General features: G+C 55.5%; 14 protein-coding genes. 6 read left to right on the forward strand and 8 right to left on the reverse strand.

Annotated features, from left to right (window positions below; genetic code table 11):
* Positions 1-54 precede the first annotated feature (54 nt).
* Positions 55-2313, forward strand: a complete 2259-nt coding sequence (locus H6F59_RS14565) for a transglycosylase domain-containing protein (protein WP_190701224.1) — start codon at positions 55-57, stop codon at positions 2311-2313.
* Between the two features lie 366 nt (positions 2314-2679).
* Complete coding sequence (gene glgX / locus H6F59_RS14570) at positions 2680-4809, forward strand: glycogen debranching protein GlgX (RefSeq protein WP_190514768.1); 2130 nt, start codon at positions 2680-2682, stop codon at positions 4807-4809.
* Between the two features lie 191 nt (positions 4810-5000).
* On the opposite strand, the gene H6F59_RS14575 is transcribed toward glgX, so the two are convergent.
* The gene (locus H6F59_RS14575; protein ID WP_313887215.1) at positions 5001-6032 is read right to left on the reverse strand and encodes a DNA topoisomerase IB; all 1032 of its coding nucleotides are present in this window, start codon (positions 6030-6032) and stop codon (positions 5001-5003) included.
* A 578-nt stretch (positions 6033-6610) separates the two neighbouring features.
* On the opposite strand from H6F59_RS14575, the gene H6F59_RS14580 reads away from it, so the two are divergent.
* The gene (locus H6F59_RS14580; RefSeq protein WP_190701230.1) at positions 6611-8287 is read left to right on the forward strand and encodes a VCBS repeat-containing protein; all 1677 of its coding nucleotides are present in this window, start codon (positions 6611-6613) and stop codon (positions 8285-8287) included.
* 43 nt (positions 8288-8330) lie between these two features.
* Here H6F59_RS14580 and mfd read toward each other — a convergent pair whose 3' ends face one another.
* The 4 genes from mfd to msrB form a co-directional block, all read right to left on the reverse strand.
* Entirely contained in the window at positions 8331-11873 is a 3543-nt protein-coding gene (gene mfd, locus H6F59_RS14585) for a transcription-repair coupling factor (protein WP_190701233.1), read from the reverse strand.
* 355 nt (positions 11874-12228) lie between these two features.
* Positions 12229-12897, reverse strand: a complete 669-nt coding sequence (locus H6F59_RS14590) for a phosphoribosyltransferase (protein WP_190701236.1) — start codon at positions 12895-12897, stop codon at positions 12229-12231.
* Between the two features lie 449 nt (positions 12898-13346).
* Positions 13347-13787, reverse strand: a complete 441-nt coding sequence (locus H6F59_RS14595) for a hypothetical protein (protein ID WP_190701239.1) — start codon at positions 13785-13787, stop codon at positions 13347-13349.
* A 133-nt stretch (positions 13788-13920) separates the two neighbouring features.
* Positions 13921-14334, reverse strand: a complete 414-nt coding sequence (msrB, locus tag H6F59_RS14600) for a peptide-methionine (R)-S-oxide reductase MsrB (RefSeq protein WP_242019589.1) — start codon at positions 14332-14334, stop codon at positions 13921-13923.
* Positions 14335-14636: 302 nt separating this feature from the next.
* On the opposite strand from msrB, the gene H6F59_RS14605 reads away from it, so the two are divergent.
* The gene (locus H6F59_RS14605; protein WP_190701245.1) at positions 14637-15869 is read left to right on the forward strand and encodes a DUF4336 domain-containing protein; all 1233 of its coding nucleotides are present in this window, start codon (positions 14637-14639) and stop codon (positions 15867-15869) included.
* Between the two features lie 91 nt (positions 15870-15960).
* Here the strand turns inward: H6F59_RS14605 and H6F59_RS14610 are convergent, their stop codons facing one another.
* The gene (locus tag H6F59_RS14610) at positions 15961-16149 is read right to left on the reverse strand and encodes a CPXCG motif-containing cysteine-rich protein (protein ID WP_190701248.1); all 189 of its coding nucleotides are present in this window, start codon (positions 16147-16149) and stop codon (positions 15961-15963) included.
* A 167-nt stretch (positions 16150-16316) separates the two neighbouring features.
* On the opposite strand from H6F59_RS14610, the gene H6F59_RS14615 reads away from it, so the two are divergent.
* Positions 16317-16868, forward strand: a complete 552-nt coding sequence (locus H6F59_RS14615; RefSeq protein ID WP_190701251.1) for a hypothetical protein — start codon at positions 16317-16319, stop codon at positions 16866-16868.
* 76 nt (positions 16869-16944) lie between these two features.
* On the opposite strand, the gene H6F59_RS14620 is transcribed toward H6F59_RS14615, so the two are convergent.
* On the reverse strand, positions 16945-17349 hold the full coding sequence (locus H6F59_RS14620) for a DUF2721 domain-containing protein (protein WP_190701254.1): 405 nt from the start codon (positions 17347-17349) through the stop codon (positions 16945-16947).
* Positions 17350-17470: 121 nt separating this feature from the next.
* Positions 17471-18481 (reverse strand): phosphoribulokinase, encoded by a 1011-nt coding sequence (locus tag H6F59_RS14625; protein ID WP_073608680.1) that lies wholly within the window; start codon positions 18479-18481, stop codon positions 17471-17473.
* A gap of 731 nt (positions 18482-19212) precedes the next feature.
* On the opposite strand from H6F59_RS14625, the gene petH reads away from it, so the two are divergent.
* The gene (gene petH / locus H6F59_RS14630; protein ID WP_190701257.1) at positions 19213-20475 is read left to right on the forward strand and encodes a ferredoxin--NADP reductase; all 1263 of its coding nucleotides are present in this window, start codon (positions 19213-19215) and stop codon (positions 20473-20475) included.
* Positions 20476-20479: the final 4 nt, after the last annotated feature.

Raw genomic sequence — 20479 nt, forward strand, 5'->3', positions numbered from 1 at the left:
GAAGCTTATGACTACAATAGGGCAGTATTTCGGTTGGGCTTATTGCCACTTGCCATGTCGCCCTCACCCCCATCCCCGCCTCGCACCCTGCTCAAAACCGTTACCCAGGCCTTTCAGGCTGTGCAAGCCAAGGTTGACTTTGGCAAGCTGGCGGTCAAGCCTGGGGCTCGCGCCGCCGAGCTAGAGGTCACGGTCAACGGCAAGCCCACCACCTATCCCCTACTAGGTGAGCACTACATCATGGGGCGCAGCACCTCCCAGTGCGACATTGTGGCCCCCAGCCCCATCGTCAGCCAGGTGCACGCTACCCTCACCCGCGACACCAATCGCCCCAGCCAGCCCTTCGTGATGAAGGACCGCAACTCCACCAACGGCATTTATCGGGGCAAAAAGCGGCTCACCCAGGTTGTGATGAACCACGGCGATGTCTATACCCTCGGCCCGCCAGAGCTGGAGGATGCCGTCAAGCTGCGGTTTAGCGAGCCGCCCCCCTGGTACGTCAAAACTGCCCGCTACACCCTTTACGGCTTTACCGGCCTCTCGCTAGCTGTTGGTGCCTGGATTGTTGGGATAGAGTGGCCCAAAATTCCGATGCGACCTTTGCCCGACTCGGTGCAGGGACCTGTGGTGGTATTGGGTGAAGAAGACGGGGCTACCGTGCCGCTACGGGAGCAGCTGACTCAGTCTCACCAAGAAATGCGCCGCATAAGCGACTTTTCGGCTTACCTACCCCAGGCTCTGATTGCGTCTGAAGATGCTCGCTACTACTGGCACCTGGGGGTAGACCCCCTCGGCGTTTTACGGGCAGTAGTGGTTAATCTGCGCAGTGGTCGTATTAGCCAAGGGGGCAGCACGATTACCCAGCAGCTGGCCCGCAGCGTCTACCGTGAGTACACAGGCACTGAGGATTCGGCAGGACGCAAGATTCGTGAGGCGATCACGGCCCTCAAGCTGGAGACTTTCTACAGCAAAAATTACCTGCTGCTCACCTATCTCAACCGGGTTTATCTAGGCGAAACCCTATACGGCTTTGAGGATGCATCTCAATTTTACTTCGACAAGCCCGCCCGCGAATTGACCCTGTCGGAGGCGGCGACCCTGGTGGGTATCTTGCCCGCTCCCAACGCCTTTAACCCCGTACAGAACTACGGCGCTGCCGTATCCAACCGCGATCTTGTGCTCGATCGCATGGTGGCCCTAGGCATGGTTAGCCAGGAAGAGGCGCGGCGGGCGCGGCGATCGCGCATTGAAATCAGCCCCGATGCCACCCGCCAGCTTCAAAGCACTCGCGCCCCCTACTTCTACAGCTATGTCTTTGAAGAGCTAGACAATGTGCTGGGCACCAACCTGGCGCGGGAGGGCAACTTTTATGTGGAGACCAGCGTCGATCTCAATCTCCAGACGGCGGCAGAAGAGACCCTCAGCCAGGATATTGCCACTCAGGGAGCTGCCTTGGCCTATTCCCAGGGGGCTGTGGTCACCCTTGAAACCAGTACCGGAGCCATTCGCGCCCTGGTGGGTGGCGTAGACTTTGCCGAGAGCCAGTTCAACCGGGCCTCTCAGGCGCTGCGCCAGCCAGGCTCAACCTTTAAGCTGTTTGCTTATGGGGCGGCCCTAGAGCAGGGCATTTCTCCGGGGCGATCGTTCTCCTGTGAACCGATGAACTGGAGCGGCCAGCAGTTTGCAGGCTGCCGGTCGGGCTCAGGCTCGCTGGATATGTATGCCGGTATGGCCCGCTCTGAGAATGTCGTGGCCCTGCGCATTGCCCAGGAGGCGGGGTTGCGCAACGTCATCAACTTAGCCCAACGCATGGGCATCGAGTCTGAGTTGGTGGCCTCGCCGGGCCTCACCCTGGGTGAAAGTGTAGTCACCCCGCTGGAAATCACCGGCTCCTTTGCCGCTGTGGGCAACAACGGCGTGTGGAACCGACCCCATGGCGTTTTAAGGGTGCTCGACAGCAGCGACTGCACTGACCTCAACGACATCAACACCTGCCGCGTCATCTACGAGTTTGGCCAGGCCGGAGACGCCGATCGCCAGGCCATCGACTCCAGCATTGCTAGCACTCTGACGGGGCTCATGCAGGGCGTGGTGCAGGGTGGTACTGGCCGCAGCGCCTTTTTGGGCCTAGGGGAAGCAGGCAAAACCGGCACCACGGACGACAACCGCGACCTCTGGTTTATAGGATTTGTTCCCGGCCGCGACCTCACCACGGGCGTCTGGCTCGGCAACGACGACAATACCTCCACCCAGGGCAGCAGCGGTCAAGCCGCCGCTGTCTGGGGCAACTACATGCGCCAGGTGGTGCAATAACGGGCACTAGGGCGAACGACTAGAGTGGCGGCGCGGTTTGGAAATGGGTAGCAATCGCCGAGGTTTTGGTCTTTCCCTAGATAGATTCTGAACAGAAAAGATTTTGCTAAGGTCTGATAATCTTCGGACGCAGTTAAAAAGCCGAAACAAAACAGCCTTGACTCTCTCAAATAGTAGCGAGGAGGGGTCGCTTTGTTTTGCTTAGAAACCTGCGTTCTAAGACATTCCCTGATTTGCCCTCGGCTTAGTGTTCTGACTACGGTTGCCCAGGTTTGTTCCTAGGGCTGTCGGCTTTGAGCTGACAACTTTAGAAAAACTTGGGTAGCCGATCGCCCTTTACCCATCTATCCCAAGCCCTTCACTCATATGCATGTTGCAGTTTGGCCCGGTGACGTCTATCCCCTAGGTGCCCATTGGGACCGCAAAGGCACCAACTTCGCGTTATTTTCTGAGCATGCAACCGCAGTTGAGCTTTGCCTTTTTGATAAAGACGGCACAGAGACTCGGGTTCCCCTAACTGAAGTCAGCAACTTTGTCTGGCACGGCTACCTACCTGGCATCGGCCCCGGTCAAGAGTATGGCTACCGGGTGCATGGCCCCTATGCCCCCCACGAAGGGCACCGTTTCAACCCCAACAAACTGCTGATTGACCCCTACGCCAAAGCCATTTCGGGAGAAGTGGGCAGCGGGCCTGAGATCTTTGGCTACGACTGGGAAAGCCCTGACGAAGACCTCTCCTTTTCCGATCTCGACAGCGCCGCCCTCATGCCCAAGTCTGTCGTGATCGACGAAACCTTTGACTGGGAAGACGATGCCCTACTGCGCACCCCCTGGCACGAAACCATCATCTACGAAGTGCATGTCAAAGGGTTTACCAAGCAGCATCCCGACATTCCGGAAGAGCTGCGGGGCACCTATGCGGGCATGGCTCACCCCGTCGCCATTGAGCACCTGCAACGGCTTGGCATCAGTGCTGTAGAGCTGATGCCGATTCACCACTATCTCTCTAGCCCTGGTCACTTGGTCGACAAGGGGCTAAAAAACTACTGGGGCTACGACTCACTCAACTTTTTTGCACCCTTCTCCGGCTACAGCTCCAGCGGCATTTTAGGAGAACAGGTGCAGGAATTTAAGGAGATGGTGAAGGCCCTTCACCAAGCGGGCATTGAGGTGATTCTCGATGTGGTTTACAACCACACTGGGGAAGGCAACCACATGGGGCCAACCCTATCGCTGCGGGGAGTTGACAATGTCAGCTACTACCGCCTGATGGAAGATGACCCGCGCTACTACATGGACTTCACCGGCTGCGGCAACTCCCTCCACATGCGTAGCCCCCAAGTGCTCAAGCTGATTATGGATAGCTTGCGCTACTGGGTCGGCGAAATGCACATCGACGGCTTCCGATTTGATCTGGCGTCTGCCCTAGCCCGAGAACTGTACGACGTCGATCGCTTATCGGCCTTCTTCGACCTAATTCACCAAGACCCGCTGCTGGCTGGGGTAAAGCTGATTGCTGAGCCCTGGGATGTGGGCATGGGCGGCTACCAGGTCGGCAACTTTCCGGTCAACTGGTCGGAGTGGAACGGCATCTACCGCGACACCGTGCGCGACTTTTGGCGCGGCCAGGATGAAACCCTGGGTGAGTTTGCCTATCGCCTCACCGGTAGCCCTGACCTCTATTTCCAGATGAATGGTCGGCAGCCCAATGCCAGCATTAACTTCATCACCGCCCACGATGGCTTTACGCTCAATGACCTGGTGAGCTACAACGACAAACACAACGAAGCCAACGGCGAAAACAGTCAGGACGGGGAAAGCAACAATTCATCCTGGAATTGCGGGGTAGAAGGGCAAACCGATGACGCCGGGGTCTTGCAGCTGCGCGAGCAGCAGCGGCGCAATTTTTTAACCACCCTGATGCTCTCGCAAGGGGTGCCCATGCTGCTGGGGGGTGACGAAATGGGCCGCACCCAGCAGGGCAACAACAACGGCTACTGCCAGGACAATGAAGTTTCCTGGTTTGACTGGAACCTGCCCAAAGGCAATGAAGACCTGATCAATTTTTGCCGAGAGCTAATTTTCTTTCGGCGGCAGCACCCAGTGTTTCGTCGCCGCAAGTGGTTTCAGGGCCAGCCCATTCACGGCTCTGGGGTAACCGATATTAGCTGGCACAGCCCCGATGGCACTGAGATGAGCCAAGAGCAGTGGGAAATTGGCTACATTAAGTCGGTCGCAGTTTTCCTCAACGGCGACAAGATTCCCAGCCCTGGCAAGCAGGGAGAACGGGTTAGCGACAATGACTTTTTAATGTTTTTCAACGCCCATTACGAGACCATTGATTTCAAGCTGGCCGAGCTGTTTCAACCCCATGAATGGTCAGTAGTAATCGACACGACGGAACCTCGATTTGTTAGTGAGGAACGTGTCTTTACAGGTGATGATACTATTCCGGTGGTGGCGCGATCGCTGATGGTTTTGCAGCGGTTAATTTAGCCTCACTCATAGGACCGGATGTATTCATGAAACGCGTTGGAAAGACCCTCTTTTTCTCTTCTTAATTAAGGAGAGAAAAAGCTAACTGTAGCTGGTCAGTTACACCCGGTTTGTAGGGGCATTGCAGTGCAATGCCCCTACGAGATCTCTGTTTTGAACCAGGGTTTCCCAAGGCGGGTTTCGTATTATTTTTATTGTTGAGGATGACTCAGCACCGCAACCAAAGCTTTTTCCTCGGTGGTTAAATCTAGATCGCTAGGGGTATGTTCTCCCGCTTGCCAGACTTCTAACAGCCAGCCCTCTTCGTAGGCCTGGGTTACGGTGGGGTGCACGTAAAACTTGCGGCAGGTAGCAACCCGGTTGCCCAAGTGCTGCGCCGCTCCTTTAATGGCTTCGCGGATGTTGGCCTGGGCCTGGGTTTTTGAGGTGGGTTCTCCTAGTTCGTTGAGAATTCGGGCTGTGTAGACAGTACCAGCCCAGGTGCGAAAGTCTTTGGAGGTGAAGTCTTCGCCGGTAATGGTTTGCAGATAGCGGTTGACATCATCGGAATCGATCGCTTGGGGTTGCCCCTCGTCATCCAAATACTGAAACAGCTGTTGACCGGGGAGATCTTGGCAAAGTTTAATCGCTCGGGCCAGACGGCGATCGCTCAGTTCAATCTCGTGCTCTACGCCGCTTTTGCCCACGAAGTGAAAGCGAATTTTGCTCGTTCCCACCTCCACGTGTTGTTCCTCTAGGGTAGTGAGCCCAAAGGACTGGTTTTGGTCTCGGTACTCGTCGTTGCCGATGCGAATCACGGTGGCATCGAGCAGCTGCACGACAACTGCCAGCAGCTTTTCTCGCGGAAGGCCACGCTGGCGTAGATCGCGATCGGTGACCTCGCGAATGAGGGGACGAGCATAGGCAAAGGGAATCAGCCGGTCGAACTTGGTCTGGTTGCGAACGGTGCGCCAGTTGGGATGATAGCGGTACTGCTTGCGCCCTTTGGCATCGCGCCCGGTGGCTAACAGATGCCCTTTAGGAGAGGGACAGATCCACACCGTTTCCCAAGCGGGGGGGATAACTAAAGCCTCAATGCGTTTCAGCTGGTCGGGGTCTGAGATGCGATCGCCCTTCTCATCAAAGTAGATGAACCCCTTGCCGCTGCGCCGCCGTCCCCAACCGGGGCGATCGTCGCAGATGTAGCGCAGCCCAGCAGCCCGAGCTGACTGAACTGGTTCCACAATTGTGACTGAGGGTAACGCCAGATTCAGGGATGCACTATCAACAAGCGGAGGCGAGGTTGTAGCCATTGAGGTTAATTTGGGGCCAAGCAAACTAGACTTTGCCCATCAGCATGAACGCGCTGATCCGGCATTTTTCTCAGGCTAAAAGATGTTGGAGACCCATTGGCTCTAGCCGAGGTACAGTCTTCAGACTCAACTGGCTCAACCTATTTAGGGCTAGCAGGCAGGCGTTGATAAGCGACCTTGGGCAAAGCGAGCTGATCACGTCACGGCCCAGCGATACACCTTCGTCTACGTCCCGAGGAGTTCAATCCACCACTCAAGGCCGTCTTGCCAGTAGAGGCGTGAACCACGAAGTTCATCAATAACTAGAAGTATCGTAAATTTACTGAGAAATTAATTCTGGTGTGTTCTACACCTAGCAGAGTTCCTACATGCTAGAAGGCGCTACTGTGGGAACTTTAGCTGCGATCGCGCCACCGTTTAGCCTTTCAGACTAAGGCATCGCTCCCCTTCTGCGATCGACCTTATCACTACGTCATTACCGAACTAGCAGCTGTTTTGGAGAGCCTCGCATGTCATTTGATTTTATCCGTCCTCGCTTGTCAGCTACTATCTATGACCCTGCCATCAATCCGGATCCTTTAGCAGGCGGGTTTTTAACCTATGGTCAACTGCCAACCTTTCCGATTTTTGTGCAGGCGTTCCCGCCCAGCAACATCTCAGATATCACCGACGTTTTTGAGGTCGCACCTCTCAGCAGAGTCACTAGCAGTGCGGGGGTTCGACTCAACACTAGGGGAACGCGGCTGGCAATTTCGCCAGGCTACAATCCGACAGCCTACTATCTCTCAGACGGGGCGACTAAAATCCCCACCGGACGGTTTTTAACGCCTACCGCCAACCAGGGCTACGCTGGGTTTAGCAACTACAGCATCGATCTTGGTCTTGAAAATGTCGATATTTTTAACTTCAACCTTGACTCGGCCAGTCTGGTACCGGTTAATCCCTCATTTCTTGCCTTAAATCCAGATTTGGGTTTTAGCATCGAGTTTGATCTGGCCATTGCCTATGAGCAGAGCAATCCCAATAGAGCCGGGTTTAGCTTCACCCTAATTAGTAACGACCTCAGCAAAGGGGCCGAATTTGGCTTTAAAGAAGCTGGTGCTAATGGCGACTATATTTTCATTCAAAATGCAAACTTCAATGCGGTCAACGCAGGGGAGAAGAGCACAGCTGCTTTAGAAATCAGCAACAAAAACCAATACCGAGTTACTGTTAAAGGCGATCGCTATTCGCTAGCTGTAAATAACGAAACTCTGTTGACGGGGTTACTTCGCGACTATAACTTTGACCCATCTAGTAGCAATCCTCCCTTTCCTACTGCAATTAACCCCTACGAAACCCAGAATTTTCTTTTCTTTGGCGATAACACTGACCAAGGTTATGCTGACTTCACTCTAGGCAAAGTCACCCTCAATATTCCTCCCCTTTTACCCAGTTTTCCCGACTTTAACGGTGATGATACGGCCGATATTGTCTGGCGTAACCAGGCGGGAGGAAAAGTCGGTCTTTGGTTAATGAATAGCACTAACTTTTCCAGTGTAGATTTCATCAGCCCTGAAGTTGATGCGGCGTGGGATATCAAAGCTGTAGGTAATTTGAATGGTGACGGTAGTTCCGACCTAGTTTGGCAACACAAATTTTCTAACCAAGCCGCTATTTGGCTAATGGATGGGGTAAATCTTCTATCGGGTGAGGTATTAGAGAATGTTGGCCCAGACTGGAAGGTAGTTGAAGCCGGCGATTTTAATAACGATGGTAAGGACGACCTTTTATGGCGACATGGCATCTCCGGTGAAAATGCTGTCTGGATAATGAATGGTACTAAGCGCATCTCCGCCGAACTCATTACTCCCGTCGCTGACCTAAATTGGGAAGTAGGGGCGGTGGGAGATTTCTTCAACGACGGCAACATGGATATCTTTTGGCGGCACCGCACTGCGGGCACCAATGTGTTTTGGAGAATGGATGGTACTACCCTTATTGAGGGTATTGAAACCACCGCTGCCCCGGCTGAGTGGCAAGCTCAAGGCGCTGCTGACTTTGATCAGGATGGCGAATTAGATATTCTCTGGCAGAACCGCACCACGGGAGAAAATGCAGTCTGGCTAATGGACGGCTTCACCCTCTACCGTGGTGACCTATTGACTACCGTAGATCCTGCGGCAGGTTGGACATCTACGGTATAAGACAGACCAACCGCCCGAGAGATCACTACACAGCATCTCTAGTTTAGATAGCTAGCGGCTCTGGAACTGCCCCCTGCAAGTATCCCAACCATTCGGTCAGGCTCTCCAGCTGCTTTTCGGGCTTGAGCACTCCCAGCCCGCGCACCACGACCCTGCCGCCGCTGTAGACAAAGCGCGTTTTTAGGTGACTGGGCAAATTCTCGCTGATCTTCTTCCAGGCGGGCTCTTCCATTGGGGTTTCCATCACCACGTGCTGCTTGCCCTCGGGCTTGATGCGCGAGAAACCAGCGTGCTTGGCCACCAGCTTGAGTTGCAGCATGCGCACGAGTTGCTCGGTCGCGTAGGGAATGGGGCCGTAGCGATCGCTCAAATCCGCCGCAATCTGCATCAGCTCTACCTTGCTGTTGGCCGCAGCTAGGGAGCGGTAGGCTCCCATCTTCTGCTCTAGATCGGGGATATAGTCGTTGGGCACAAAGGCAGTGACGTTGAGATCGACCTGAGTGTCTTCCACTTTGGGAATGTCTTGACCGCGAATTTCGGCGATTTCTTCTTCGAGCATGTCCATATAGAGGTCAAAGCCGATCGCATCCATCTGGCCCGACTGCTCGGCCCCCAGCAGGTTGCCGACACCGCGAATTTCCATGTCGCGCATGGCTAGCTGGTAGCCGGAGCCAAGCTGGGTAAATTCTTGGATGGCGCGGAGGCGCTGGCGAGCTTTGTCGGTGAGGGATTTTTTGGGGTAAAACAGCCAGGCGTGAGCCTGAATACCCGCCCGCCCGACTCTTCCCCGCAGCTGATAGAGCTGGGAGAGGCCAAAACGGTGGGCGTCTTCGATCAAAATGGTGTTGACGCGGGGGATATCCAGCCCCGACTCAATGATGGTGGTGCAGAGCAGCACTTCGGCATCGCCGTTGCTAAAGGTGAGCATAGTCGACTCGAGTTCGCCTTCGTCCATTTGGCCGTGGGCGATCGCAATTCTCGCCGCTGGCACCATCTCCCGAATTTTGGCGGAGACCTCTTCAATGCCCTCAACCCGAGGCACCACGTAGAACACCTGGCCGCCGCGATCGAGCTCCTGGCGAATAGCCGTGCGGATCGCTTCGGGGTCGTGGGGCGACAGGTGAGTTTTAATCGGGCGGCGCGAGGGCGGCGGCGTAGTGATCAGGCTCATTTCGCGCACCCCAGACAGGGCCATGTAGAGGGTGCGGGGGATAGGGGTGGCGCTGAGGGTGAGCACATCCACCTGGGTTTTGAGGGATTTGATTCGCTCTTTTTGGTTGACGCCAAAGCGCTGTTCTTCGTCTACCACCAGCAGGCCGAGGCTTTTGAAGGCGACGCCTTTGCCGAGCAGCTGGTGGGTGCCCACCACCACGTCCAGTTCGCCGGTCTTGAGCCGTTGCAAAATGTCTTTTTTCTCCTGCTGACTGCGGAAGCGGTTGAGCAGCCCCACCTGAATCGGGTAAGGGGCGAAGCGCTCTTTGAGGGTGTGGTAGTGCTGCTGGGTGAGGATAGTGGTGGGGGCTAGCAGGGCTACCTGCTGCCCAGCGGTGACGGCTTTGAAGATGGCCCGCAGGGCGACCTCGGTTTTGCCAAAGCCCACATCGCCACAGACCAGGCGATCCATGGGGCGATCGCTCTCCATATCGCGCTTGACATCCTGCACGGCCTTGAGTTGATCAGGGGTGGCCTGGTAGGGGAAGGAGTCTTCCAGCTCTTGCTGCCAGGGCATATCGGCGGGGTAAGAAAATCCCTCCATCCTGGCCCGCTGGGCGTAAAGCCTGAGCAGATCCACCGCCACTTTTTGGATCGCTTTCTTGGCCCGACCCTTGGTTTTCTCCCAGGCGGTGCTGGTCATTTTGTTGAGCACCGGGGCCTGGCCGCTGGCGGCTCGGTAGCGGGAGAGAGAGCCCACCTGGTCAGCGGCCACCCGCAGCAGCCCATCGGCGTACTGAATCACTAGATAGTCGCGGGTTTCGTTGTTGAGCACCAGGCTTTCGAGCTTGATGAATTTGCCGATGCCGTGGCTGCGGTGGACGACAAAATCCCCCGGCTTCATCTTGTTGGGGTCAACCTGTTTGGAGGCGGCCCGCCGCCGCTTGCGCACGTAGCCGCCTGTTGCCAGGGTGTGCTGACCAAAAAATTCGCGATCGGTCACCACCACAATGCGGAAGGTAGGCAGCACAAAACCTTCTAATTCTGCCAAGCCTGAATACTTGACCGCCACAGGGACATGCTGGGTATGCAGCTTGTCGATCGCATTAAAATCTTTGGGGTTAGGGATAAACTGCGCTGGGCAGTCGTGCTCTTGCAGCAGAGATACCGAGCGGGAGGGCTGGGCCGAGGCCAACCAGACAGAATACTTGCGATCGCACTCCTTGCGAATCGTCTCCGCCAGCTTGCCAAACTGGTGCGGAATTGCCTGCACCGGACGGCTCGATAGGTTTAAGCCGCTGTTGGCCTCGGCGATTTCCGATAGATCAACGCGCGGGAAAATTTCGGCATCGCTGAGGGTGTCGAGAAAGGGGCGATGAATTTTGGGGAGGGAGTAGGGGGTGGATGGGTGGATGGGTGGATGGGTGGATGAGTCCTCCTCCGCATCTCCCCCATCCCCTTGACTCCTCACCTCCTGCCAGTGGTCTTCGACGTGCTCTAGCCAGCGATCGCTATGGGCCTGACACTGATCGACCTCGTCCACCGCCATCAGGGTGTTTTCGGGTAGGTAGTCTAACAGGGAGGCGGGTTGGGAAAAGGCTAGGCCCAACCACCGACGAGTGCCTTCAGGGAGAATGCCACTTTCTAGCCCTTCGTGAGCAGCTTCAGAAAGCAGTCCCTCCAGCTTGCCCTGCGATCGCAAATGCTCAATGATCACCGGGCCATATTGAGTGGGGGTAAGCACCAGGTGGTCAATGGCATCCAGGGATCTTTGGGTGGCTGGGTCAAATTCCCGCAGGCGCTCCAGCTCGTCGCCAAATAGTTCTAGCCGCACCGGCAGCTCCGACGCCACCGGATACACGTCGATAATGTCGCCCCGCTGCGCCCACTGGCCCTCGGTTTCAACCACTGTGACGCGCTCATAGCCGAGAGTGGCCAACCGCTGCCCCAGCGCCTTGAAGTTAATTTCCTGCTTCAGCTCTAGCCGTAAGCAGTAGGGTTCCAAAGCAGAAACCGGCGGCAGGTGGGGTTGCAAGGCCCGTTCAGTCGCCACCACCGCTAGCTTGCGCAAGGGTGATGCTTCGCCGGCCGCCCGCAAGGCCAGCAGCTCTGCCAAGACCTGTAGCTGTCCCCAAGTCATTTCTGACTCTTGATCAAAGGGGTCGTAGGGGGAGGCTTCGGAGGTGGGGTAAAAGTGCACCGTGTCCCAGCCCATAGCTTCGAGCTGGGTAGCCCAGCGTCCGGCTTCTTCTAGGGTGGCGGTGATCACCAATAGGGGGCGCTGCTGAGCTAGGGCCAGGGCCGAGGACACCAGCCCCTTAGGTAATCGAGCCACGCCGTTGAGCACCAGTTGGCCCTGCTGGTCGAGCTTAGCCAGCAGTTCCTTAGCTAAAGGAGAGCGTTGCAGGGCACGGGTAATGGAAGAAAAGGCCATAGGACGCGCGACAGGGCAAAATTAGAAGCACAAAACCCCCTCAACTTTGCAGCCGAGGGCACGAAAAATCGGCCTTAGAGAGCCAGCCTCACGTTACTTATTTTAATAATGGCCAAGCCATTATGACAGCTTTGTGGAACTCTACTGAGCTAAAAGAAACGTTTCTAACTCAAACGCCTAGGCACTAACTATAGAAGTTGCTGCCAACGGTTGAGCCCTCCCAGGCCGAGCGCAATGGCCATCAAATTCTATAATTTGAGGCAACAGATGAACGCCGAGTGAGCCCTAGCTGAAGTCACTGCCGCCGTAGGCTTGATGAACAGTTCGCCAGAGCAGCTTAATGAGAGCGGTGGGGTTATTGAGGGTGGCTGACAGTCTCTAGGGAACGGTGTTTGCCCTGGTTCAGAAGCGATCGCACCTCGTCGTCGGAGGTTTGAGCGAATTCCTCATACCAAAGCCCCACCGCATAGAACGGTTGGGGAGTCTCGGCACAGATGATGCGATCAACGGCGGTTCCAACTGAGTCGCAAACCTCGCGGTCCGCTACTGGGACGGCCACAATCAATTTTCTAGGGCGCTGCTGCTTGACGGCTTCAATGGCAACCTGAATGGTTGCCCCAGTGGCTAGGCCATCGTCAACCAAAATAACGATGCGATCGCGGAGATCTAGGGGAGTAAGATCATCGCGATAGACTTGCTCTCGTCGCCGCAATTCCTCCTGTTCGTGCTGCACTACGACATCAATTTCCTCAGGCGTAATAGCCAAACGCCGGATTAAATCTTGATTGAAATATAAAAAATTGCCCGAGGCGATCGACCCCATGGCGGTCTCCCTAAACCCCGGTATACCTAGCTTTCGAACAATTAGTATATCTAGGGGAGCACTAAGGGCATTGGCGACTTCGGCCGCAACCGGTACGCCACCTCGGGGTAGCGCGACGACAGTTACATCAGGCCGATTGGCATAGGGTTGTAGGAGATTGGCTAGCCGTTGCCCAGCATCAACTCTATTCTTAAAAAGCATGGCTTTAAGCTCGATAAGGTGTTACCCAATAGCTGAGATATACAACGCATAATGCTGAAGAATTTACCTGATTTAATGCCGCGTTCACATGATTCATCTTTCGGCAACGTTTGACTTGGCAAAAGACCAGGTTTTAGAACTAATACTAAAAGTTTGATTACATGAATAGATGGTATGACGCCAAACTGTCATCGGCTTCTTTCATTAGATGTATCTCTTAAGAAGAAACTGTTAAATATTTCACCGCAAAAAGAGCAATTATTGTGGGCCACTAAGCAAGCCAGCAAGCAGTAGAAATGCCTAAGTTTTATAAGGATGCGTTAAGCTGACGCACTGGTGCATCAACTTGAACGTACCGGTGTGTCAGGCTTACAGCACAACACACCGTGCACAGCGTTGATTTAAGGCGACCTGCGGACTTATCCGTTCAGGTGACTAGATCTCAAAGGTCAGTCGGTGTAGATTCGCTCGACCGAGAAGGTGTCAATGGTGTCTTCAAAGCGGTTAAAGGTAACGCGCATTTCGTCGTAGGCTCGAGCTGTAGAGACGCCACCCGGCGTGGGACACTGCACCTGCAGCAGCGTTTGGAACGACTCGTAGGTTGCATGGGTGTACAACGTCTTTTCGCAAAGGGGGCTGATAAAACCTTCAATGGCAAGCTGGTTGAGTGCGGCTACTCCCATAGGGCTTTGCAGTACAAAGCGCCAAATCAACGCTTCATCTGCTTCGCTAGCGGGTCGCCACACTTGTGGCAAAGCCGATTCTTCAGCGGTTTGAGCCAAGCTTGGTTCTGCCTGGGTAACTATCGAAATTGCAGCCCCACCGGCAACCAGTAGACCGAGGCCAGCAGCTAGCCCAAACCACCGTGATAAGCCTATTTGTGTTTTCATAGCACGCTCTTGTAACTGTTGCTCTATCTTAGAAAAGCCGATAGAAGCAACCACCTAGGTTACAGGATTTGCAACAGTAAGCCCCCGTTGCGACTAAAGCAACAACGGGGGCAGAGACAGGCTTAGGGGAGGTCTAGGCCGACTTGGGTACGAACTCCAGGGATACCCCATTCATGCAGTAGCGCTGACCAGTGGGGGCAGGCCCATCGGGGAAGACGTGGCCTAGGTGACCACCGCAGTTGGCACAGTGCACTTCGACTCGGGTCATGAAGAAGGAGCGATCGGTGGTGGTAGCAATAGCGCCCTCGATGGGTGCATAGAAGCTGGGCCAGCCGGTGCCGCTGTTGAACTTGGTGTCAGAGGTAAAGAGGGGAGTGCCGCAACCCGAGCAGTTGTAGGTACCGGGCTCATAGACCTTGTCGAGGGGGCTAGAACCGGCCCGCTCGGTGCCGTGCTTGCGCAGTACGCGAAACTGCTCAGGGGTGAGCTGGTCACGCCATTCTTGCTCGGTTTTGTTGACGGTAAACTGTTCGTCGGTAGTAGCCATAGTATCCAGTTGATTAGAAAAAACTTCAGCAGTGAAATTGCTCAAAAGCCAGCTGCCGCCAATAATGGCGGTGCCCGCTTCCAGTAGCTTGCGTCGCTTCATGGCAGGGTAACAGTAGGGGGGGTAAGGGCTGGCGATCGCCAAGCATGCCGTGGTCAGAACCTTGTTTTATTTAACTTAACGTATCTCTCCTGGGCAACGCTGATAGCGCCCTGAGAATTGGCTGCAATTCCCCTGAATCCCCAATTTTTAGTAGGCTATGACTACGATTGATTCCCTTCAGGGATTGCCGCCGAGCCCCTATGTCAGCTGTTACCTCTGTCTCATCTATCCGCCGCGCCCGCGCTTGGCCCTTTTGGCCCCTAGTGCCCCTCTACCCCTACGGCCAGCGACCAACCCAGCGGGTGGAGGTGGTCAAAGACCAGGTGTGGACCTTTGAGCAGTTCCAGGGCATTTTCTACGTGGTCGTGCCGATTCGCATGACGGTGGTGCGGCTAGAGCCCGCCGGGCTGCTGGTGTATTCTCCAGTCGCCCCCACGCCGGAATGCGTGGCTCTAGTGCGTGAGCTAGAAGAGCGCTACGGCCCGGTGAAATACATTGTCATGTCGACGGTGACGGGCATTGAGCACAAGGTGTTTGTCGGTCCCTTTGCCCGTCAGTTTCCCCAGGCGCAGGTGTACGTAACGCCGAACCAGTGGAGTTTTCCGCTCAACTTGCCGCTGCCGTGGCTAGGGCTACCGCGCGATCGCACCCACATCCTCCCCGCCGAAAGTGCCCAGGCTCCCTTTGCTGACCAGGTTGACTACGCCCTGCTGCCCCCGATCGATCTGGGGCTAGGCCCCTTTGGCGAAACCGCCTGCTTTCATCGGGCCAGTCGCACCCTGCTGCTGACCGATGCGATCGTAGCCATCCCGGCGGAGCCGCCGGCGATCGTGCAGATCGACCCCTTCCCCCTGCTATTTCACGCTAGAGATAAGGCTACCGATGCGATCGTCGATACGCCTGAGAATCGCCGCAAAGGTTGGCAACGAATTGCCCTATTTGCCTTTTACTTTTGCCCCAGCACCCTAGATGTGGCCCCGACGGGGGAAATGTGGCGAGAGGCAAAGCAGGCCCCGGTGCGATCGCGCCAGCACTACTTCGGCCTCTATCCCTTTCGCTGGCGGTCTGACTGGCGCAAATCCTTTGAGGCGCTGCACAATGGCGGGCAGCTTCAGGTAGCGCCAATTCTCAAAACCTTAATTTTTAATCGAGGACCAGAAGCAGTTTTAGATTGGGCAAAAAAAGTCGCCACCTGGCAGTTTGAGCGCATCATTCCGGCTCACCTAGAGGCTCCCATCGCCGCCACCCCAGAGCAGTTTTTAGGGGCGTTTGACTTTTTGCACCTTGACCCAGCCTCTGAAGCCAGCGCCGCTTTGCCCGCAGCCGATTTTGAACTGCTACAGCAAATCGAAGCGGTGTTGCTTAGCAAGGGCATTTCTCGACCGCGCCAGTCGATGTTGACCACCCAGGGCAGCAAAAACGAGGCCCTCTAGGCCCTTGACAGGGTAATTGTTTTCAGCTTAAAAAGCGGTGGCAATGGACTGTCTAACTCACTCAAAGGCACCCTAAAAGGGGCGATCGCGCTTACTCGACATAGTCAGTAGCAATTTCGATCGCCAACGAGACATCATCCACCGTGACATAGAACTGATTGGGGCGGCAGCAGACCTGGCAGTCTTCGATGTACGACTGGGTAAGCCCGGCCGAGAGATCGACAAAGGTGGTACTGATCTCGCCGCAAAAGGCGCAGGTATACTCGGCGGTAGATTCCATAGGTGAAAGCGGCTCAAAACCGATAGGAACATCTCAAGGGGCGGCTCGTCCTCCTAGACTATAGGTATTGGGGCGATCGCGAGCCTCAGTTACCCTACCACTCTCCCCTAAGCCCGATTCGCTACGAGGGCACCCCTACATTTTCAAGCATCTTTCTGGAGGTTGTGATGAAAGTCAGTCACTTAGCCGCTTTGTCGTTAGCGGTCATGCCGGTAATTGCCCTGGAGCAACCTCCCATTGCCCAGGCTCAGCTGTTTGTGTCGTCGCCCATTCAGGCCGTCACCCCCAACAGCGAGACCCTCTATCTCAACACCGACGCCACAGTCGAGAAGACCCTTCGGGTAGGAGCCGCCACTAATCTCAACGGGCGCAGCATTCCCGCTGGTTCCCTTGTGCGCGGTCGGTTTGAGCCCGCCGAGGGCGGCGTGCGCTACGTGGCCACCGCTGTCGAAGTGGGCAACCAGGTCTACACCGTCAACGCCGTTTCTGAACTGCTGCGCGATATCAAAGACCCCAGAGAAACTAGCACCGGTGCCATTCTGACCGATGCTGGCATTGGGGCGGCGGGCGGTGCTGCTGTGGGCGGCATTCTTAGCGGGCGCGTCTCGGTGGGCAGTATTATCGGCGGAGCTGCCGCCGGAGCCATTATCGGCAATACGACTGCCCAGCGGGTAGTGGTGGTTGAGCCCAACCAAACCCTCACCTTGACCTCTCAGTAGTTTTTCCCCGAGGAAGACAATGGGTGAACGGCTCTGCTCAGCTACCGGAATAAAGTTCTCGGTAGTTGAGCGCAGCCTAGACTTTGGGATAGCGAGATTTTGCATCGATGTCGGCCAGCTCGGCCTCGATCGCTCGAGTGCTAATGGCAATTTCGTAGAGCGACGTCAGCAGCGAAGCTACCAGCAAAAGCAGGCTGAGGCCAAACAGCACTTCCGCCAGCTGCTGTTGCTCCAAAAATAGCCCCAGCATCGATAGCGTGCAGACAATAAAGCTTGAAACCCCTAGAGCCTGCATCAGGCGAATGAGGGCAATCCGCTGGCGCAGGTTAGCGATCTGGCGCTGCACCAGGCTTTGGAAGTAGTCGCGCTCAGAGCTGTGGAGCTGACGAATCAGTTGAGCCAACACCAAAAAGCGGTTGGTATAGGCCAGCAGCAGCAGCGAAATTGCAGGGAATAGCAGCGCTGGGGTAGTTAGTTCCATAGCAAAAAGGAGAGGACATCTTCATCGATATCCTCTCCCGATTAAGCCAGATAAACTCAATTAGACCGGTTTAAGGTTCAAGGGTAAGCCTTAAACCCTATACCTGTTACCCTAAACCAGCTTACGCTTGGGCCGTAGCTGCCACTTCGCGATCGGCGGCGATTAGGCGCTCGTAGGTAGCGCGCATCTTCAGACCCACCAGCACCTGGAATAGACCACTGCCGTTGGTCGAACCGGGGTACTCGCGGTGTTTGAGCAGCAGCTCAGTCATTTCACCGTAGTACTTGGTAGAGGTGTTGCTGAGGTGGCTCTCGATGTAGATCAGCTCTTCGAGGCGATCGAACTGGCCGTCTACCTCTAGCACCGACACCTCGTGCCCGTAGTAGGAGTCAGGGCCGTAGTGCATGCGAATGCCGGGGTAGGAGCAGGTGAGCTTCCGCCCGCAGGGGATCCAGTCGATGGTGGAGCCTTCGTCAAAGAGGTAAACGGGGTCGAAGCCTTCGATGCCTTCCCGCTGCATGAGGCGCACCCGCAGCACCTTCTTCTCTTCGTCGTTGGGGATGAGCTGGGTGGGCAGAATTTGAATCACCACATCGGCATACTGCTTTTGAATGTCGATGTAGGCCTCAAAGTCGGGACGGCGGGCGTTGATAGAAGCCAGCACGTCTTCGTAGGTGTGACCACGCTCGGCCATGTCTCGCTGAATCTTCCAGGCGATTTTGACTTCGTCGCTGATGTCGAGGTAAACGCTGAAGTCGATCAGGTCGCGCACGCGCTCGTCGTAGAGGGGGTGCAGGCCTTCAATGACGATGATGCGGTTGGGGTCAACCCGCTCGGGGGGATCGAGCTCACCGGTTTCGTGGTTGTAGATCGGCTTGTCAATGCTCTTGCCTTCTTTCAGGGCTTTGATCTGTTCGTACATCAGATCAAAGTTGTTGGCTTTAGGATCGAGGGCGGTCACCCCGGCTTCTTTGCGCTGCTTGCGATCGAGGCTATGGTAGTCATCTAGGCAGATGACGGTCATGAGTTCAGCGCCAAACAGATCACTCAAGCGCCGCAGAAATGTCGATTTACCGCATCCAGAGTCACCGGCGACACCGATTAGAACTACCTTACCTGGCTTGCTAATCATAAGTTCCCCCTAAAACAACCTTATATACATAGAACCCAGCGCTGCAGCGCAGCAAAAGAAAGCCATTCCTAGACGTGAATCTGGTTTAGCCGTTGCCTAACATCCCGAAACCAATCGGCCTAGGGAGTGAATGCCTTGCGAACGTCGCGCCAGTGAAGCCGAGGTCTTCTGAATAGAGGGAGTACGAAATTTTCCCTAGCATTCAGATCACCACCGCTTGCCTGGCTGAAAATAAGCTACAGCCCAAGCGCTGACTCTTTCTATACTCCTCTGAAGCGGCTAAACCGCCCTAGGCACAAGACCATTCTGGAGGATAAGTATTTCTACCGCAATTAGTCTCATCCTATCAGAAGCCAGTATCCTTCACAACAGTTTTTGGTGGTGGGCGGATAGGCGACGGCCCAAGCTTTTTTTGCCGAGCGGAGATTTTTAGATTAACTTAACGCTCGCTGCTGCAAAGAACACAATCTTTCTATCAGGATATGACTAGAGTGCAACCATTACTGGGGCAAAGGCTGAGCGTGGGGATTAGTTGCAGTGCGCTCTATCTCCTAGTTCACGGCATTACACCGTCTTACAGTGATACCCTAAGCTAAAAGCATGTCTAGTGCTGCCGCCTTTAGATTGGTCCTAGGGCTATCTAAATAGGTTCATTAGAGCATGCGCGACGGGTCATGACGGTGTGCCTCCGTCGCACTTAGTTGGGTCTAGAGAGTCACTGAAATTTAGATATGTACAATCCAAGTGTGAGCGGCGGCAACGCCAGTACTGAGGCCGGAAGCCGCTTGTTTCTATATGAGGTGCAGGGTCTGCGCCAGAGCGCAGAGAACGATCAGATGGCTAACCCCATTCGCAAGAGTGGCAGCGTCTTCATTACGGTGCCCTACACCCGTATGAATCAGGAGATGCAGCGGATCACCCGCATGGGCGGCAAGATTGTGAGCATTCGCCCCATTGAAGAGGTGGGAACTGCTAGCAATGCTGTGCCTACGCCGATCACTGCGCCTGTGGTTGCGTCCGCCGAAGCTGTTGCCCCAGCTGAGACCGCGCCCACCCAAACCAACCATAAGTCCATGACTCAAGCTGAGCCCAAGGTCGCTGCTGCCAGCGTGCCTGTTAACCTCTACAAGCCCAACAGCCCCTACGTCGGCAAGGTGTTGTCGAATGAGCCCCTGGTTCGAGAAGGCGGGACGGGTATTGTGCAACACATTACCTTCGACCTGTCTGAGGGCAACCTGCACTATGTGGAAGGCCAGAGTATTGGCATCATTCCCGATGGCACCGACGACAAGGGCAAGCCCCACAAGCTGCGCCTGTACTCCATTGCCTCGACTCGTCACGGCGACAACATGGATGACAAAACCGTGTCGCTCTGCGTGCGTCAGCTAGAGTACAAGCACCCCGAGAGTGGTGAGACCGTCTATGGCACCTGCTCAACGTTTCTCTGTGGCATCGAGCCTGGGGCTGGTGTGAAGATCACTGGGCCAGTGGGCAAGGAAATGCTGCTGCCTGACGACCCTGAGGCCACCATCATCATGCTAGCGACGGGGACGGGAATCGCCCCCTTCCGTGCTTACCTGTGGCGCATGTTTAAGGAAGCCGAGCGCAAGAAGAACCCCGACTATCAGTTCAAGGGCCTAGCTTGGCTGATCTTTGGGGTGGCCTACAGTGGCAACGTCCTCTACAAAGAGGAACTGGAGCAGATGCAGGAGCAGTACCCTGACAACTTGAAGCTCACCTACGCCATCAGCCGCGAGCAGCAAAATGCTGAGGGCGGTCGCATGTACATTCAGCACCGGGTGGGCGAGCACGCTGCCGAGCTGTGGGAGCTGATGCAAAAGCCCAATACCCACACCTACATGTGCGGTTTGAAGGGCATGGAAGACGGCATTGACTCAGCGATGGCAGCGGAAGCTAGCAAGCACAGCGTTGACTGGGTTGAGTTCCGCAAGCAGATGAAGAAAGAGCACCGCTGGCACGTTGAGACCTACTAAGGTT

The organism is Nodosilinea sp. FACHB-141, from assembly GCF_014696135.1.
Taxonomy (GTDB): Bacteria; Cyanobacteriota; Cyanobacteriia; order Phormidesmidales; family Phormidesmidaceae; genus Nodosilinea.

Excerpts from the sequence above, each read along its gene's own strand:
- H6F59_RS14590 (WP_190701236.1), bottom strand. The coding sequence starts at position 12,897 with ATGCTTTTTAAGAATAGAGTTGATGCTGGGCAACGGCTAGCCAATCTC.
- H6F59_RS14605 (WP_190701245.1), top strand. The coding sequence starts at position 14,637 with ATGTCAGCTGTTACCTCTGTCTCATCTATCCGCCGCGCCCGCGCTTGG.
- H6F59_RS14620 (WP_190701254.1), bottom strand. The coding sequence starts at position 17,349 with ATGGAACTAACTACCCCAGCGCTGCTATTCCCTGCAATTTCGCTGCTG.
- H6F59_RS14565 (WP_190701224.1), top strand. The coding sequence starts at position 55 with ATGTCGCCCTCACCCCCATCCCCGCCTCGCACCCTGCTCAAAACCGTT.
- mfd (WP_190701233.1), bottom strand. The coding sequence starts at position 11,873 with ATGGCCTTTTCTTCCATTACCCGTGCCCTGCAACGCTCTCCTTTAGCT.
- H6F59_RS14610 (WP_190701248.1), bottom strand. The coding sequence starts at position 16,149 with ATGGAATCTACCGCCGAGTATACCTGCGCCTTTTGCGGCGAGATCAGT.
- H6F59_RS14580 (WP_190701230.1), top strand. The coding sequence starts at position 6,611 with ATGTCATTTGATTTTATCCGTCCTCGCTTGTCAGCTACTATCTATGAC.
- H6F59_RS14595 (WP_190701239.1), bottom strand. The coding sequence starts at position 13,787 with ATGAAAACACAAATAGGCTTATCACGGTGGTTTGGGCTAGCTGCTGGC.
- msrB (WP_242019589.1), bottom strand. The coding sequence starts at position 14,334 with ATGGCTACTACCGACGAACAGTTTACCGTCAACAAAACCGAGCAAGAA.
- petH (WP_190701257.1), top strand. The coding sequence starts at position 19,213 with ATGTACAATCCAAGTGTGAGCGGCGGCAACGCCAGTACTGAGGCCGGA.
- H6F59_RS14625 (WP_073608680.1), bottom strand. The coding sequence starts at position 18,481 with ATGATTAGCAAGCCAGGTAAGGTAGTTCTAATCGGTGTCGCCGGTGAC.
- H6F59_RS14615 (WP_190701251.1), top strand. The coding sequence starts at position 16,317 with ATGAAAGTCAGTCACTTAGCCGCTTTGTCGTTAGCGGTCATGCCGGTA.
- glgX (WP_190514768.1), top strand. The coding sequence starts at position 2,680 with ATGCATGTTGCAGTTTGGCCCGGTGACGTCTATCCCCTAGGTGCCCAT.